The organism is Micromonospora sp. NPDC051925 (assembly GCF_044548625.1).
Lineage (GTDB): Bacteria > Actinomycetota > Actinomycetes > Mycobacteriales > Micromonosporaceae > Micromonospora.
The window spans coordinates 1-16,120 of record NZ_JBIUCH010000012.1 but is presented as its reverse complement, the minus strand read 5'-3'; the positions used below and the strand labels follow the sequence as shown (position 1 = coordinate 16,120).

The window sequence follows — 16,120 nt, the reverse complement described above, 5'->3', positions numbered from 1 at the left end:
CCGCATCGGCGTGTGGCCGGCCGGCCCGCGCGTGGCAGGGCGGCCCTGTCCTCGCCCGCCGAGGCCGGGCAGGGCGGCGCCCTCGTAGTTGTGGTGCCGAAGTCCTCGCGGTCCGGCGACTCGGACGGCGTGCCCGGGTAACGGACGAGCCCGACCACCCTGGCACCGGCGGCGTGGCCGGGGCCCGGACCACGCCTCCCAAGGCCGTGCCCAGCGCCAAAGGGCCATTCCCAGCCCAGATGCCCGCGACCACCGGGCCCAGGGGCGTGACCGCCCGCGATCACCGGGCCCAGGGGCGTGACCGCCCGCGATCACCCGGCCAACCCCAAACGCCCGCGACCACCCGGTCCACTCAGCCCGACCACGTCCGACCCCGCCGTGACCCTCCGCTTCATCTCATGGCACGCAGGGCCGTCTGCAACCTGTCCTGGGTGCGGCGACGGCGTTCGTTGCTCGCCCCGAGCACCAGCAGCACCAGACCGACCGGGATGAGGACCAGCCACGGCCCGAGGCTGAACAGGGCGTGCACCGCCGCGATGGCGGTCACCGCAGCGCCGACGATCACCGGGGCCTGCTGCCGGCTGGTCGAGCCGAACACCAGCACCGCCACCGCGCCGAGCAGCAGCAGCACCTGACGCAGCATGCTGGAGTCGGTGGCCAGCACGATCGCCAGCGTCGGCACGAACGCCGCGACCAGCGCGGGGCCGTACGCCACCCAGCTGGACAGGTCCGGGCGGTGCCGGAGTTCCAGCATGCCGACCAGCAGGGCGAGCGCCGCGAACGGCAGCGTGTACGCCTCCGGCAGCGCCACGTCGGCGACCCGCATCAGGATCCACCAGGCGACGATCTCGCAGGCGACCACCGCCCAGAACAGGATCTGCCGCTCCACCGGTCGCCGCCCCGGCCGGGCGGCGGCCACCCCGAGGACGGCACCCCAGGCCGCCAGCAGGGCGGCGATGTGCCGGGGGGAGTCGAACGCCAGGGCCAGGGCGATGAGCGCGGCGGCGTACCCGCTCCACTCGACCGTGGCGGCCTCCCGTTGCGCCTCGGGTCGCCGCAGCCGGGGCAGGGTCGCGGCGAAGACCTGCAACGCCCCGCCCACGGCGAGTACCCCGAACGCGGACCAGACGGCGGCGAACCCGGCCACCAGACCTGCGGTGAGCACGAAGAGCTGCGCCATCAACGAGGCGAACAGCCAACCGAGGATGCGGGCGCGCTGGGTGGTGCCGAAGAGCGCGGCGACCACCCCGACGCCGACCGCGCCGCCCAGGGTGAACAGGGTCAACCCCTGGCTGGCCAGGCTGCCGGCCAGCCCCGCACCACCGCCGGCCAGCCCGATGACGAAGACCAGCACCCGGGCCAGCCGCAGCGAGCGGGCCCGTTCGGCCAGCGGGGGCGGCGGGGTCAGCGCGAGCCCCAGCATCGAGATGGTGAAGACGGCGAGGGCGGCCAACGCGTTCTGCGGCCAGGCCATGCCCAGGGCGATCGGCGTGATCAGCAGTGTCACCGCCAGGCCGGGCAGCACCACCGGCACCGCCCGGGACCGTCGTCCACCGCTGAGTCCCGTGGCGGCCAGCGCGGCGGTGCCGGTGAGCAGCAGCGCGGTGAGCAGGTGCGTCGGGTCGACCAGCTCCGGCGGTGGGGTACGCAGCTGCGGCGGCGGTCCCTGCCAGATGTGGGCGAGCATCCGGTGCGGCTCGACCAGCGCCACGAAGAGCAGCGGCGCGAGGGAGACGAGGGCCAGCACGGTGGGTACGGCCGCCGCGGTCAGCGCCCCGGCGGCGGGGCTGACCCGCCAGCGCCGCTCCGTACCGTCGTCTGGTAGCCCGCGCAGCGCCCCGCCCAGCAGCACCGCCCAGCGTCGCATCGGCTGGGCGGAGCCGATCGGCGGCACGGTCGCCGCCCGGACCAGCTCGGCGAGGACACCGAGCAGCGCCGCCGCGGCGGCGAACATCCCGGACGGGAGGTCGACGAAGATGGCCGCGAGCGCGCTGATGGTCGCGCCACCGGCGATCGCCGCGCTCGCGTACGGCAGATACTGCGGAACCTGCCGACGGACGGCGGCCACGGCCGCGAGCCCGAAGCTGGACGCGGCCAACGCGGCGGTCAGCACCACCTGCGCGGAGTGGCCGAACTCGGCGGCGAGGGCGGCGACCGCGCCGGGGAGGGCGAGCAGCGCAGCAGCCGTCGCCGCACCACCCATCTGCACCAGGTGCGGCGGCATTCCCTCGGTCTCGACGTCCTCCACCAGGGAGGGGGCGAGGGACCGGGCCACCGCCGCCACGGTCAGGCCGATCAGCGCGATACCGCCCAGGGCGAGCGCGGTGGTCCACGGGCGGACCAGCCCGGCCCCGGCGGCGTGCAGCGCGACCACCCCGGCCACGGTGGCCCGGGACAGCCCGGCACGTGGGTCGGCGGAAGCCACCGAGGACATCCCGAAGACGGTGGCGACGGTCAGCCCCACCAGGACAGGCGACCACCAGGGCAGGTCGAAGGCGGCCGGGAGGCCGACGGTGGCCAGCACCGCCGCGACGCCCGCCACGTCGTACTTCCAGGGGGGTGGGAGCAGGATCGCGGCGGCCAGGGCGAGCAGCGCCAGCGCGACGGGAGCCTGCCAGGTCGCACCGCCGGTCGGCGCGGCCGGCCAGCCGGTGAGGTCCCCGGCCCAGATCGGGCCCGGAGTGGCCAGCACACCCGCCCCGCCGCGCAGTGCCGACCAGCCGGCCAGCATCCCGATCAGCGCGGCGCCGACGGCGATGCCGAGCACCGGCCCGCGACGCCACTCCTCGGGCGTCGCCCGTGCGGCGACGGCGACCACCAGCACCAGCATGGCGGCGACCGCGAGCTGTCCGCTGGGGGAGATCACCGCCGTGATCCGGACCAGGGTGGCGATCAGCGCCGCGGTGACGGCGGCGGCGGCCAGGTCGGCACCGTCCAGTGCGACGTCCGAGCGGCGGCCCGCGTCGATCCGGCCGGCGAAGAGCAGCAGCAGGGTGGCGATCAGGAACAGCCCGCCGAGCCAGGCGTCGGCGGCTGTCCGGCCCGGGGCGAAGAAGGCGGCCCCGATCACCGCCAACGCGCCCAGCCCGGTGCCGACGGCGTGCGGCAGGGTCAGGTGCCGCTGCGACACCTGCATCATCGCCGCGTAGCCGAGGGTGACGCAGACGGCCAGGAAGCTCGCCGCCAGGATCGGCACCGTCAGCTCCCGGAGCACCGCCGGGGTGAGCACCGGCCCGGACGGCTCGGTGGCCGCGACGAACGCGGCGACCGCGCCCGGCAGCGCGAACGCCGCTCCGCCGGCCGCCCACCCGGAAAGGACGTCGGCGGCGGCCGGGGCGATCCGCACCCGGGGCGCGAGCGCCACCAGCACCCCCGCCAGCATCAGGGCGGCCAGGGCGGCGGCGGTCACCGCCGGTCGGCTCAGCGCGGCACCGGCCCCGATGAACCCGACCGCCGTGGCGGTGCCGGCGTGGACCAAGGCCGCCCGCGTCGTGCCGGCGGAGAGCCCGGCGACGCCGATCGCGACCGCCGCCAGCACCATCGGCCACGGGGCCGCCGCCGACCCCAGGCCCAGCGAGGCGGGTACGGCCAGCGCGGTCAGCCCCGCGCCGACCACCGCGAACTCGCGGCGGATCTCCGGCGGCAGGGCCAGTACCGCCGCGACGGTGAGCAGCAGGGCGCTGGCGGCGAGCTGCCCGGCGGACGGACCGGCCGCCGCCGCCACCTCGGCGGGGAACCGGGCCAGGTCGGCCCGCCAGGCCGGCAGCGCGGCCTGGACCGGTGCCAGCCCGGCCCGCAACGCACCCCCGGCCACGACCAGGCCGCTGACGGTCAGCACCGCGGCGGAGGCGAGCTGCGGCCCGCGTCGGGCGGCCTCCGGCACCGCCCGCACGGCCAGCCCGGTCAGCGTGATGACCACGGCGATCAGCAGCAGCGCCCGGCCCGGGAAGGCCAGCGAGGCGATCCGCCCCAGCGCGCCGATCACGGCCAGGGTGAGGATGCCGGCACCCACGTCCGGCAGCGGCGGGCGGCGCAGCAGCAGGGTGCCGCCCAGGGCCACCGCCGCGGCCAGCAGCAGCGCCGCACCCGCGCCGGTGGCCGCCGGTACGGCCTGCGCCCGCAGCAGCGCGGTGACCGCGTACGCCAGGGCGAGGGCCACCGCCGCGCCGTGCAGCAGCCAGGTCATCTCGGCCAACCACGGCACCGGCGGTGGGGTACCGGTCGGGGTGGCCGCAGAGCCGTCGAGCACCTCGCCCGACTCCTCGGGTGCCCCCTCCGGTCGACCGTCCGGGGTGACCTGCTGCCGGGGCATGGCGGGGGTGGCCGGGTGGGCTGTGTCCCGGTGGGCCGGCCGTTCCCGCATGATGCCGGAGCGGACCAGCCCGAGGTCGAGCACGGCCACCACGGTGAGCACCACCGCCCAGCCGGCCGGGCCGGTGACCCACGCGTACGCGAGCAGCGGCACCACGGGCTGGGCGGCCAGCACCGCCGCGAACCGGGGTGCCCGTAGGCCGGTCCCGACGGCGTAGGCGAGGGCGACCCCGGTGGTCACCGCGAAGATCACGCCGGAGAAGACCGCCCCGGACGCGCCGATCCGGTCCACCGTCCACAGCGCGTACCCGGCCAGCGGCACGAGCAGCAGGCCGACCGTGGCGATCGTCTCGGCGGTGGAGGTCAATCCCCGCTTGGCCAGCACCGGCGGGGCGAGCAGCAGCAGGACGGTGGCGACCAGCAGGATGCCGAGCCGGGCCAGGGCGTCCATCGAGCTGGTCGCGACGGCGGCGAAGACCACCGCGGCCACCGCCAGCACCAGGGCGCCCAACCCGAGCGGGATGTTCTGCACCTCCTGGGAGGACGCCTCCGCCGGATGCTCCGGGTTGTCCGCGCCCAGCCAGGTGGCGGTCCGGTACGGCGGTGGGAGCGGCGGTTCGTCCGGACCGGCCGGGGTGCCCTGCCGGGGCACCCGGGGCGGTGCCCCGGTGGCGGCGGTCGGTGGTCGGCGGACCGGCTTGCGGCGGAGCGCCCGGCGCGGCCGGGTGGCCTGCTTGATCCGTTCCTCACCGGCGTGGGCGAGGATGTCCCGCTGGAAGAGGGCGGCCTGCATCTTGGCGGCGATCTGCCGCTGCTCCCGGGCGATCTCGGCGTCGCGTGCCTTCATCTCCGCGATGGAGCGTTCGATCTCGGCGAGGTGCTCGCGCCACTGCGGCTGCTCGGCCCCGCAGTCGGGGCAGCGGGCCGCCGGCTTGATCTGCCGCCCGCACGAGGAGCACTGGAAGCTCTCCACGACATCCCTCCACCCGGCCGGCCGCACTGTGGACGCCGTCCCCACGCAGCATGCCCTGAGCGGGCGTGGATTTCGACACCTGCCGCTCCGTTAGGGGTACAAAAAACGCGCCGGTGCGGGGAGCATCACCCCCGCACCGGCGCGTTCCGGGCGTCGTCAGGGGCGACCCATGCCCCGGTACTCCCAGCCGGCCTGGGTCCACAGTGCCGCGTCGAGGCAGTTGCGGCCGTCGACGACCTTGCGGCCGGCGACCAGTTCGCCGAGGGCGACCGGGTCGGCGTTGCGGAAGTCGGCCCACTCGGTGAGTACGCAGACCAGGTCGGCACCCGACACCGCGTCGTTCATGCTGGCCTCGTACACCAGCTCCGGGGCGATCCGGCGGGCGTTCTCGGCGCCCTGCGGGTCGTACACGTGCACGTCGGCGCCGGCCTTGGCGAGCAGTGCGGCGACCGCGAGCGCCGGGGCGTCGCGGACGTCGTCGGTGTTCGGCTTGAAGGTCGCGCCGAGCACCGCGACCCGGGTGCCGGAGAAGTCCGGGCCGGCCGGGCCGGAGCGGCGGCCGAGCAGGTCGGCGGCGAGCTGGAGGACCCGGGTCCGGCGGCGCAGGTTGATCAGGTCCACCTCGTGCAGGAAGCGCAGCGCCTCGCCGGCGCCCAGCTCCTGCGCGCGGGCCTGGAAGGCGCGGATGTCCTTGGGCAGGCAGGCACCGCCGAAGCCGAGGCCGGCCTGGAGGAACCGGTTGCCGATCCGGGGGTCGTAGCCGATGGCGCGGGCCAGTTGGGTGACGTCGCCGCCGGAGGCCTCGCAGACCTCGGCCATCGCGTTGATGAAGGAGATCTTGGTGGCCAGGAAGGCGTTCGCGGCGACCTTGACCAGCTCGGCGGTGGCGAAGTCGGTGACCACCAGCGGGACCTCCCGGTCCTCGGTGGCGGCGAGGTCGAAGACGCCCTTGTGTGCGGCGTAGAGCATGGCGTTGGCCCACTCGCTCTTGACGCCGACCACGATCCGGTTGGGGCGCAGCACGTCGTCGACGGCGAAGCCCTCCTGGAGGAACTCGGGGCTCCAGGCCACCTCGACGGCCAGGTCGGTCGGGGTGTGCTTGCCGACGAGCTGCTCCACCCACTCGGCGGTGCCGACCGGCACGGTGGACTTGCCGACGATCAGCGCCTTGCGGGTCAGCCGCTGGGCCAGGGCGGTCACCGACGCCTCGACGTACGACAGGTCAGCGCCCATGCCGTCGGCGCGCTGCGGGGTGCCGACGCAGATGAAGTGCACGTCGCCGAAGTCGGCGGTCTCGGCGATGTCGGTGCTGAACCGCAGCCGGCCGGCGGCCAGGTTGCGCCGCAGCAGCTCGTCCAGGCCCGGCTCGTGGATCGGCACCTCGCCTGCGTTCAGCTTGGCGATCTTGTCGACGTCGACGTCGTAGCCGAGCACCTCGTAGCCCAGTTCGGCGTAGCAGATCGCGTACGTCGCACCGAGGTAGCCGGTGCCCAGGAAGGTGACCCGGGGACGCGGCGCACCCGACGGGGGCGTCACCGGGGAGATGGTCGGCGCCGGCTGGATGTTCGGGTACGGGATCGTCACGCCTGTCTTCTCCGCTCGCGCTGGCGGCGCTTCACTTGCGTCGCAATCGGCTGCGGCGCCTGGCCGGGCACCGATGGGGGAAACCTGTCGTCTTGTCAGGGTAGTTGTGCGGTGTCGACGCTTGACCGGCGCGATCCTACCCGCCGGTAACGTGGGTCGGGGCCGCGATGGCTATCCTTCAGTCTGCGGCAGTCGGCGGCCTTCGGACGTCACAGACTGCGCATGATAGCGGTGAAAGGGGAGGGCCGACATGGCCGCAGAACAGACGTTCGACGTCTACCGGTTGCCCGAGGAGCACGACGCCGTCCGCGAGGCGGTCCGTGCGGTCTGTGCCGCGAAGGTGGCCCCGCACGCGGCCGAGGCCGACGAGACCGGTGAGTTCCCCAAGACGTCGTACGACGCCCTGCGGGCCGCGGACTTCCACGCCCCGCACATCCCCGTCGAGTACGGCGGCGCCGGGGCGGACGCCCTGGCCACCGCGATCGTGATCGAGGAGGTGGCCCGCGCCTGCGCCTCGTCGTCGCTGATCCCGGCGGTCAACAAGCTCGGCACCATGCCGCTGATCCTGGCCGGCTCCGAGGAGCTGAAGCAGCGCTACCTGACCCGGGTCGCCGCCGGTGAGGCGATGTTCTCGTACTGCCTGTCCGAGCCTGAGGCCGGCAGCGACGCGGCCTCGATGACCACCCGGGCGGTCCGTGACGGCGATCACTGGGTGCTCAACGGGGTCAAGCGGTGGATCACCAACGCCGGTGTCTCGGAGTACTACACCGTCTTCGCGGTGACCGACCCCACAGCCCGGTCCCGGGGCATCTCCGCGTTCGTGGTGGAGAAGTCCGACCCGGGGGTCAGCTTCGGCGCCCCGGAGAAGAAGCTCGGCATCAAGGGCTCACCGACCCGCGAGGTCTACCTCGACGACGTGCGTATCCCGGCCGACCGGATCATCGGCGCGGAAGGCACCGGCTTCGCCACCGCGATGCAGACCCTGGACCACACCCGGGTCACCATCGCCGCCCAGGCCGTCGGCATCGCCCAGGGCGCGCTCGACTACGCCAAGGGGTACGTCCAGGAGCGCAAACAGTTCGGCAAGGCGGTCGCCGAGTTCCAGGGCGTCCAGTTCATGCTCGCCGACATGGGCATGAAGCTGGAGGCGGCCCGGCAGTTGACGTACGCGGCGGCCGGGAAGTCCGAGCGCGGCGACGCCGACCTGACCTACTTCGGCGCGGCGGCCAAGTGCTTCGCCTCCGACGCGGCGATGGAGATCACCACCGACGCGGTGCAGCTGCTCGGCGGCTACGGCTACACCCGGGACTACCCGGTCGAGCGGATGATGCGGGACGCCAAGATCACCCAGATCTACGAGGGCACCAACCAGGTCCAGCGCATCGTCATGGCCCGCCAACTCCTCAAGGACTGACCGCCTTTTTCGCATTTCCCTGTGACGGCCACCGGGACAGCAGCGGAACCTCGCGCGTGACCAGAAATGTGTGAAGTAGGTGTGCGGCGATCACGGCGCTGTGCGGCACGTCCTGAGTACGTACTCAGGACGTGCCTGCGGCGGAGAAATGGTTCGGCCTGCAGGACCTGCCCGCAGCCGGGTGCCTGGAGTTGACAGCCTGTTGGGGAACGGCTGATCACTCGTAGTGGTAGCGGCACTGCGCTATCTGCACTGTGTCTTCCACGATCCGATACACCAAGCGGTGTTCCTGATCGATGCGCCTCGACCAGAATCCCGACCAGTTGCCCCGGAGTTGCTCCGGCTTGCCGATTCCCTGGTGGCCGTTGCGTCGAATGTCCTCGATCAGGGTGTTCACTCGCTTGAGCATGGAGCGGTCCCGCTGCCAGGCCAGGTAGTCCTCCCACCCTCGGCTGGCGAACTGGACCTTCACGCTGCCGACGCCTCGCCTGGACCGGCGTCGGGGTCGATCAGGTCGTGCATCTCCCCGCCCCCGTTGCGTAGCTCTTCGACGGCTTCGTTCAGGCGGCGCGCATTGGCGGGGCTGGCCATCAGGTACGCAGTCTCCTTCAGTGACTCGTACTCACGCAGCGAGATGATGACGGCGGCCTCACGTCCGGAGCGGGTGACCACCACTTCCTCTGCGTCGTCCACAACGTGGTCGAGCATCTTGGCCAGGTTCTGCCGGACTTCTGAGTAAGGAACGGTGCGCATCAGGCCTCCCGAGCATGGCGTACAACAAATTGTACAACCGGAGTTCGGTCTGTGTCGGTCGTCTACCTCGGCGGTAGGTGGCTGCTGGCGGGTCAGCGGGTGAGGCCGACGAGGGTGGCGAGGCGGGCCACGCCGGCGGCCGGCGGGCCGCTGCGGGCGATCTCGGCGACGAGGGTACGCGCGGCAGGGCGGTAGCGGACCTCGGCGGGTGCGATGGTGTCGGCGTCGACAAGCGTGAGCCCGGCGGCGGTGAGGTCGCCGGCGTCGAGGTAGGCGTGGGCGGCGTCGACGAGGTGGGCGGCCCGGTGCTCGACGGGCAGCCGCCGCCAGTCGTCCCGACGGATGGCCTTCTCGTGGTGGTGGACGGCCTGATGGGTGTCGCCGAGGCGTAGGGCGGTCAGAGATCGGGCCAGCAGCACGGCGGCAGGGCCGAACGCGGTGTGCTGAGGGTCGTCGTCGCCCGTACGCCGATCGGCCAGGACGGCGGCATGGTCGATCAGATCATCGGCGCGGCGGCCGTCGCCGCAGCCGGCAGCGGCCAGTGCGGCCTGGATGAGCAGCGTGCCCCGTACCGCGTCGTCGGCGGCGGTGCCGGTGGCGGCGACGGCGGCGGTGAGGGCGAGCCGGTCGCGGCCGAGGGCGCGCAGCGCCTGGGCGACGGCGATGGTGGCCGTGCCGGCGCGGACGGGGTCGCCCGCCGCCGCGGCGACGGCCCGGTCGGCGGCGAGCCAGCCGAGATCGGCCTCGCCGAGCTTGACGAGCACCGAGGCGGTGATCCGGTACGCGGACACCAGCAGCCCCGGCGTGGCGTGGGCGGCATCCAGCAGGGCGGGCAGGGCCCGGAGAAGCTGCGTGTAGTGGGCGTGCTCGTAGGTGAGCCAGGCGTGCGCGACGTGCCGTTGCACCTCGTCGGGCGGCACGGTGCGGGCGGGGCGTCGGTGGTAGCGGGCCAGGGCGGCGCGGACCGCGTCGACGCCGTCGAGGCCGGCGGTCGCCGTCGGTAGCGGCTTGCGGGGGTCGAGCAGGACGGCCGGGTCGAGGCGCAGCACCTCGGCGATCTCCTGGACGGTCGAGTAGCGGTCCAGGCTGCGTACGCCGCGTTCGACCTTGTCGACCCAGCTCTTCGACTTGCCGAGCCGGTCGGCCAGCATCTGCTGGGTCATCCGGCGGCGCACCCGCCACCGGGCCACCCGCCGGCCGATCGGCAACTCGTCGGCGTCGGGCCGGACCGGGCGGGTCACCGGTCCCGCTCCACCGGCTGGTGGACGGCCACGGTGGTGGACTCCCCACAGCGCGGACACCACCTCGACTTGACCCGGAACGCCAGCAGCCCCACCAGAAAGCCCGGCACCAGGCCCCCGAACACCAACATCACCACTCCGGAAACCACGAGAACCCCACCTTCAGATGAGACACGAAGGCCGCTTGCCGCCCCGGCCTGAACCCGCCGGATATGCCTGTGTCGGTGTGTTCAGTGGACTCCGTCTGCGCCGCTGGGAGAGCCGGTGCGCTCGGTGCGTATCGGTGCGGGCGGGTGCCGGGGCCACTCGTTGTCCGACGTGTTCGCTACGGTGCGTGTAGCTGTCACTACAGGCGGGGAGGGGTTGGCGGGTGGCATCCAGCGGAGCGGCATTGAGCCGGTTGTTGGTCGAGGTGGGCTGGCAGCCGGAGCAGCTCGCCCGACGCCTCAACGAGTGCGCCGAGCGGCACGGGCGCACAGAACGGCTGCACCTCAAGACGCCTTACAAGTGGAAGAAGGGCGAGGTTCCCCGCCACCCGTGGCCGTCGCTGACCACGGCGCTGCTGTCCGAGCAGTTGCAGCGGACGATCGGTCTCGATGAACTGGGTTGGCCGGAGGACGGGTTCGAGGCTGCTCCGGCCTCTGCCGGCCTTGACCTGCCCTGGTCCTCAAGCGGGGCCTTGCGGGCGGCCGAGGTGGTGAACGACCCTGAAGGGATGATGCACCGACGGATGTTCCTCACTCTGCTCGGTTCCGCCCTGACATCACCGGCGCACGAGTGGATGATCGCTCAACCGCCACAGGACATCGCATCAACCGCAGGCCGTCCCCTGTCCGGCGACGTCGTGGACCACCTGGACGCGGTGACAGCCAGTCTGCGCCGGATGGACGACCATCTCGGCAGCGGCCAAACCCTCGGGCTCGTCCGCCAACACCTGAGAACCGTGGTGGGGGTGCTACGGGAACGCAGCTACACCGACACGGTCGGGCGACGCCTCCACGGCACGGCCGGTGAGCTTCTGCGCCTCGCTGGCTGGCTCTCCTTCGACGACGGCCACCACACGCATGCGCAACGATTCTTCATCGCCGGCCTCTACCAGGCCAACGCGGCCGGCGATCGTGGGCTCGGCGCGAACATCCTCGGCTTCATGTCCTGCCAGGCCAAGGATCTCGGCCAACTCCGCCAGGCAGTGACTCTCGCGGAGACTGCGCGTGCCAGCTATCCGGCCACCAGTCCCAAGGTCGGGGCGATCCTCGATCTGCGAGCTGCCGAGGCGTACGCGAACAACCGGTCGGTGGCCGATACCCGGCGCGCGCTCGACAAGGCGTTCGACAGGTTCACCGACAGCCCGGCGGAGCACGGCGACCCGGACTGGTCCTACTGGATCAACGAGGCGCAGGCCCATGCTCAGGCCGGTTACTGCTTCGTCAAGCTCGAAGACTGGCCACGCGCCCGCGATCATCTGCGGGCGGCGCTGCGGTTGCAGAACAACGACTACACCCGGGAGGGCGCACTTCGTCATGCGCTGCTCGCGACCACCTACGTACAGCAGGCACAGCCCGAGCTGGACAAGGCGCTGGCCCTCGGGGACCAGGCCGTGCAGACCCTGACCGGGAAGGTCACCTCCGCCCGGTGCATCAAGCACGTCCGCAACCTGGTCGGCGCGTTGACCCCGTACCGACGTACTCCTGCCGTCCGACAGTTCTGCCAGGACGCCCGCCACCTCGTCGCCTCCTGACCAGGGCGGCGTCTCGCAGACTCGATGCCGCGACCTGGCGCGGCTGTCGGCGGCGTACGACAATCTGAAGACACTGGCTATGTTGCCCGCCGAGTCGATCAAGTTCATCAGGGAGTTGAGCGAGCATGGAGCGTAACGCCTGGCGCACGTCGAGCCGGTCCGGGAGCAACGGCCAGTGCGTCGAGGTGCGGGATCGGGGCGCTCAGGTAGACGTCCGCGACTCCAAGGCCCCCGACGCCGGCACGTTGCGTTTCGGGCCTATCGCCTGGGATGCGTTCATCAGCGGCGTCAAGGCGTCGCACTGACTTTCGAGGGGGCGACCTGGAGCCGGCAACCACGTCGGCAACCGGACGCCGCTCGTGCGCCGCGCCCACTCTCGGGACATGCGTAAGCGCATCGGTAGCACGTCACCGTTCGCCCGGGACAGCGAAGCCGCCGGTAAGCAACCGAGCTGGGAGTCTGACAGCGAGAAGATCTCCGCAACGCCCCGCATCGCCGAACGGCTCGGCATCCGGCCCGGCGACGTCGTCATGCACACCAGGTACCGCTACCTGGCCGACGGAGCCCCGATACAGCTTGCCCACTCGTACGAGCCGCTGGCCGTCACCGGCGGCACGCAGGTCGAGTACCCCGAGCAGGGGCCGGTCATCGGCGTGGTCGCCCGAATGGACTTCATCGGCGTGGTCATCGACCGGTTCGTGGAAGAGATCACCACCCGGCCGGCGATGCCCGAAGAGGCTGACGCCCTCGAACTCGACCGGCGCGGCGGCATGTGGGTGATCGAGGTTGAGCGCACCTACTTCGCCGGGCAGACCGCAGTGGAGACCGCCGACATCGTGTTCCCTGGTGACCGCTACCGGCTCGTCTACGAGTTGCCCGTCGACCCCTGGTCGCCACCCGACTGAGCTGAGACGCCCCTGACGTGGGCGCAACGGTTCTTCATCGCCGGCCTCTACCAGGCCAACGCGGCCGGCGATCGCGGGCTCGGCGCGAACATCCTCGGCTTCATGTCCCGCCAGGCCAAGGATCTCGGGCAACTCCGCCAAGCGGTGACCCTCGCGGAGACTGCGCGTGCCAGCTAGCCGGCCACCAGCCCCAAGGTCGGGGCGATCCTCGACCTGCGAGCTGCCGAGGCGTACGCGAACAACCGGTCGGTGACCGATACCCGGCGCGCGCTCGACAAGGCGTTCGACAGGTTCACCGACAGCCCGGCGGAGCATGGTGACCCGGACTGGTCCTACTGGATCAACGAGGCGCAAGCCCATGCCCCACCACGTGGCGGTGGACGACTAGGTTCTGTCTTGCGGATCTTGATGGTCGGGGACGGCGCGTAGCCGGTCGAGGGTGGCAGCGACCTCACCAGCATGCACCTCCCACCGGGCATCGTGAGCATGGGCCTCGCCTATCGGGCGCCGTGCCTCATGAACTGGCGCAGTGCGTCGAGTGTCGCCGGGGCGAGCACGTCCGGATTCGCGGGGTCGGTCAGATCGTGAGTCACGTCGGACAGCACGATTCGGCCGGGCCCGCTGGTGTGTGCCCGCTCCAGCGCCGTTGCCAGCCGCGTGGTCGTGTGGCACGGGACCTGCTGGTCGATGGTTCCGCAGGTGAGCAGGGCAGGGGTCCGGGGCGGTAGCTGGAGTGCGACCGAGGCGGGGTCGATGGCGTCGATGGTCTCCACGTAGCGCCGGTTGGGGCCGCCGAGGGCTTGGAAGAGTGCGGCGAGGGCGGGCGGCATGCCGGTGGTGTCGGGCGGGCGGTGCGCCCTGAGGTCGGCGACGGCCCGGTCGACAGCGCGTCCGATGGTGCGTTGCTCTTGCCGGCTCATCTGACCTGCGGCGACGGCGGCGGCGAGTTGGTCGTGCAGTTGCCGGGCGAGCACGTCGAGGAATCGTTGTGCCAGGGGTTGCAACAGCCCGACTCCGGCTGTCCGAGGTTCGGCGGCGACCGCGACCTGCAGGGCCGTCAGTGCACCTTCGCTGTGCCCGATCAGCCGTACCGCTCGCCGGTTGACCTCGGGCTGGCTGGCGAGTAGCCGGTACGCGGCATCGGCTTGGCGGACGAAGGCGGGATAGTCGATCGTCTCGGGATGTTCGGAGTAGGCGCCCAGCCCGGTCCGGCCCGTGCCGTACTTGTCGAAGCGCAGGCTGACGGCTCCGTCGCGCGCCAGCGCATCGGCGAGTTTGGCCAGGGTGTGCGGGGTGAGCGCGGGCGGCTGGTCGCCGTTGCGGTCGGTGGGGCCGCTGCCGGGCAGCAACAACACGGCCGGCATCTGCTGCCCCCGGCGGTGGGCGGGGATGTGCAGGGTGCCGTACGTGATGGTTCCGTCCACAGTGAAGGTGATCTCGCGGTCCATGGCGGGCGTGGCCGGCATGGCCTGCACGGCACCGGCGGGAAGGGCCCCCGCGGCGATGCTCCCGAGCGTGACGGCGCCGATCGCGGCTCTCCATGCGATCCGGCGGGCGGTATGCGGCATCCGGCCGAGCGAGATCATCGCAGGACCGCCTGCTCGATCAGGGCGACCGTGGCGGCCGGGTCGACGACCTCCACCACCAGGCGGGCATAGTGCTCGTCGGCGAGTTCGATGACGACGGCGCGGGCACCGTCACGGATGTTCCAGAAGACGCGCTCACCGTCCTGATGGAAGGTGCCGGCCGTGATCACCCCGGGCAGACTCGTTCCCGGTGCCCGAAGGCCCTTGGGTTCGGCGGCGATACCCGGGTCGGCGGTGGCGCCGCGGACATTGGCCAACGGGATCACCAAACGGCTCTTGAGCGACCACAACCTGTCCATACCTTCCATCTCCACGACGAGATCGTCGCCGTCGATGCGGACACTGGCCATGTCAACGGTCCTTTCGTAAGCCCGGCAGCACTGGCCGCAGGGCATGGTGGGGCACCGGCGTGAGCAGCGCCGGGCGGGGGAGGGTGGGGCTATGAAGGGCCGGCCGTTGCCGCAGCGGCACGAGCCCGCAGCCGCTCGCCCAGCAGGGCGTTCAACGCAGTCGAGGGAGAGCCGTCGGTGTAGTTCGCCGGCGCCCGCTGCAGGGCCTGATCCAGCGCCTGCCACGCCTTGGTCACGAGGGCAGCTACCTCGACGTCGCGGGGAGCGCGCTCAACCGCCGCCAACAACAGCAGATCGAGTGCGGGGTCGTCGGCGACTTCTGCGCCGGCGGCGAGCTGTTCGGTCAGTGGCGGTAGCCGGTGATCGAGGTGCCACCGCAGAGCGGCGAGATACAGCCCCCGCTTGCTGCCGAAGGTCTTGTACAAACTGTTGCGGTGCACTCCCAACTGCTGGACGAGGTCGTCGACGGACACCCCGTCGTAGGCCCGGCCAGCGAACAACTCCGCCGCCGCGGCCGTCACGACTTCCTCGTCGAAACCCCTCGGGCGACCCATGCCGAGAACACTAACGATTTAGGAACGACCAGTCAAGAACAATCGTTCCTAATCTCGATGGGTCGAGCGCACCGTGGGCATCACGATGTGGACGGCTACGGGGAGAAGTCGGCGGGCTGGCCACCGGTCGCCGGCCCGGCCTGCGGGCCGTCATGGCGTCGTGACGACGTGGACCGTTGCTCGTAACGAGACAGTCGACTCTATGTCTGAGCGCATCGGCACCGTTCCGGAACTACGGTCGTCCTACCGCAACGGTGCGACAACCCCCGTCGACCGGGTCGAACGCGTCCTGGCCGGGCTCGCCGGGCGGGACGGGGGACCGGTCTGGATCAGCACCGTCCCGGCCGCCGAGCTGCGGGCCCGCGCCGAGGAACTGACCCGCCACCACGATCCCGCCGCGCTGCCGCTGTACGGCATCCGCCCCGCGGCTGGTGCGACGACCCCGCCCGCCGCACCGAAGCCGGCATCGCCGTCAGCATCGGGTTCGCCACGAAACCTGCGCTGGGACTGCGGATGCTCGAACGCGCCGCCACCGCCGGCCTGCCGGCACCAATACCGCGCCAGAACAGCCCACTACCAGCGAAGACGCCGACTTCACCAGATGCGGCTGGAGTACTAGTAGTGCTTTGTTAGGTTGGTACCAGTTGGTGGCAGAGTGGGCAGAATCCGAGCCACGTCGCGAGGTGGTATTGCAGCTCGCGGAGGACGGTG

The 16,120-nt window shown here is 72.1% G+C and carries 14 protein-coding genes; 5 read left to right on the top strand and 9 right to left on the bottom strand.

Annotated features, from left to right (window positions below; translation table 11 throughout):
- Positions 1-391: 391 nt before the first annotated feature.
- Together ACIG87_RS17600 and ACIG87_RS17595 are read right to left on the bottom strand one after the other, a co-directional pair.
- The gene (locus ACIG87_RS17600; protein ID WP_396851563.1) at positions 392-5,284 is read right to left on the bottom strand and encodes an SCO7613 C-terminal domain-containing membrane protein; all 4,893 of its coding nucleotides are present in this window, start codon (positions 5,282-5,284) and stop codon (positions 392-394) included.
- Positions 5,285-5,440: 156 nt separating this feature from the next.
- Positions 5,441-6,868, bottom strand: coding sequence for a UDP-glucose dehydrogenase family protein (locus ACIG87_RS17595; protein ID WP_396851562.1), 1,428 nt, complete (start codon positions 6,866-6,868; stop codon positions 5,441-5,443).
- Positions 6,869-7,118: 250 nt separating this feature from the next.
- Between ACIG87_RS17595 and ACIG87_RS17590 the strand changes: the two genes are divergently transcribed.
- Positions 7,119-8,282, top strand: a complete 1,164-nt coding sequence (locus tag ACIG87_RS17590; protein ID WP_396851561.1) for an acyl-CoA dehydrogenase family protein — start codon at positions 7,119-7,121, stop codon at positions 8,280-8,282.
- 217 nt (positions 8,283-8,499) lie between these two features.
- Here the strand turns inward: ACIG87_RS17590 and ACIG87_RS17585 are convergent, their stop codons facing one another.
- From ACIG87_RS17585 to ACIG87_RS17570, 4 genes are all read right to left on the bottom strand, one after another.
- Positions 8,500-8,754, bottom strand: coding sequence for a Txe/YoeB family addiction module toxin (locus ACIG87_RS17585; RefSeq protein ID WP_396851560.1), 255 nt, complete (start codon positions 8,752-8,754; stop codon positions 8,500-8,502).
- The gene (locus ACIG87_RS17580; protein ID WP_396851559.1) at positions 8,751-9,035 is read right to left on the bottom strand and encodes a type II toxin-antitoxin system Phd/YefM family antitoxin; all 285 of its coding nucleotides are present in this window, start codon (positions 9,033-9,035) and stop codon (positions 8,751-8,753) included. Before ACIG87_RS17580 ends, ACIG87_RS17585 begins: the two co-directional genes overlap by 4 nt.
- 92 nt (positions 9,036-9,127) lie before the next feature.
- Positions 9,128-10,276, bottom strand: a complete 1,149-nt coding sequence (locus ACIG87_RS17575) for a helix-turn-helix domain-containing protein (RefSeq protein ID WP_396851558.1) — start codon at positions 10,274-10,276, stop codon at positions 9,128-9,130.
- A complete protein-coding gene (locus tag ACIG87_RS17570) occupies positions 10,273-10,425 on the bottom strand; it encodes a hypothetical protein (protein ID WP_396851557.1) in 153 nt (50 codons plus the stop codon). Before ACIG87_RS17570 ends, ACIG87_RS17575 begins: the two co-directional genes overlap by 4 nt.
- A 242-nt stretch (positions 10,426-10,667) precedes the next feature.
- Between ACIG87_RS17570 and ACIG87_RS17565 the strand changes: the two genes are divergently transcribed.
- The 3 genes from ACIG87_RS17565 to ACIG87_RS17555 all read left to right on the top strand — a co-directional run bounded on the left by ACIG87_RS17565 (position 10,668) and on the right by ACIG87_RS17555 (position 12,919).
- Complete coding sequence (locus ACIG87_RS17565; RefSeq protein WP_396851556.1) at positions 10,668-12,014, top strand: hypothetical protein; 1,347 nt, start codon at positions 10,668-10,670, stop codon at positions 12,012-12,014.
- A 125-nt stretch (positions 12,015-12,139) separates the two neighbouring features.
- Entirely contained in the window at positions 12,140-12,319 is a 180-nt protein-coding gene (locus tag ACIG87_RS17560; RefSeq protein WP_396851555.1) for a DUF397 domain-containing protein, read from the top strand.
- 78 nt (positions 12,320-12,397) lie between these two features.
- Positions 12,398-12,919 (top strand): GntR family transcriptional regulator, encoded by a 522-nt coding sequence (locus ACIG87_RS17555; RefSeq protein ID WP_396851554.1) that lies wholly within the window; start codon positions 12,398-12,400, stop codon positions 12,917-12,919.
- Positions 12,920-13,416: 497 nt separating this feature from the next.
- Here the strand turns inward: ACIG87_RS17555 and ACIG87_RS17550 are convergent, their stop codons facing one another.
- From ACIG87_RS17550 to ACIG87_RS17540, 3 genes are all read right to left on the bottom strand, one after another.
- Positions 13,417-14,385 (bottom strand): alpha/beta hydrolase family protein, encoded by a 969-nt coding sequence (locus ACIG87_RS17550; protein ID WP_396851553.1) that lies wholly within the window; start codon positions 14,383-14,385, stop codon positions 13,417-13,419.
- A 116-nt stretch (positions 14,386-14,501) separates the two neighbouring features.
- Positions 14,502-14,855 (bottom strand): hypothetical protein, encoded by a 354-nt coding sequence (locus ACIG87_RS17545; protein WP_396851552.1) that lies wholly within the window; start codon positions 14,853-14,855, stop codon positions 14,502-14,504.
- 89 nt (positions 14,856-14,944) lie between these two features.
- The gene (locus ACIG87_RS17540) at positions 14,945-15,409 is read right to left on the bottom strand and encodes a TetR/AcrR family transcriptional regulator (RefSeq protein WP_396851551.1); all 465 of its coding nucleotides are present in this window, start codon (positions 15,407-15,409) and stop codon (positions 14,945-14,947) included.
- A 202-nt stretch (positions 15,410-15,611) separates the two neighbouring features.
- Here ACIG87_RS17540 and ACIG87_RS17535 point away from each other — a divergent pair, with 202 nt between their 5' ends.
- The gene (locus ACIG87_RS17535; protein WP_396851550.1) at positions 15,612-16,028 is read left to right on the top strand and encodes a hypothetical protein; all 417 of its coding nucleotides are present in this window, start codon (positions 15,612-15,614) and stop codon (positions 16,026-16,028) included.
- Positions 16,029-16,120 lie beyond the last annotated feature (92 nt).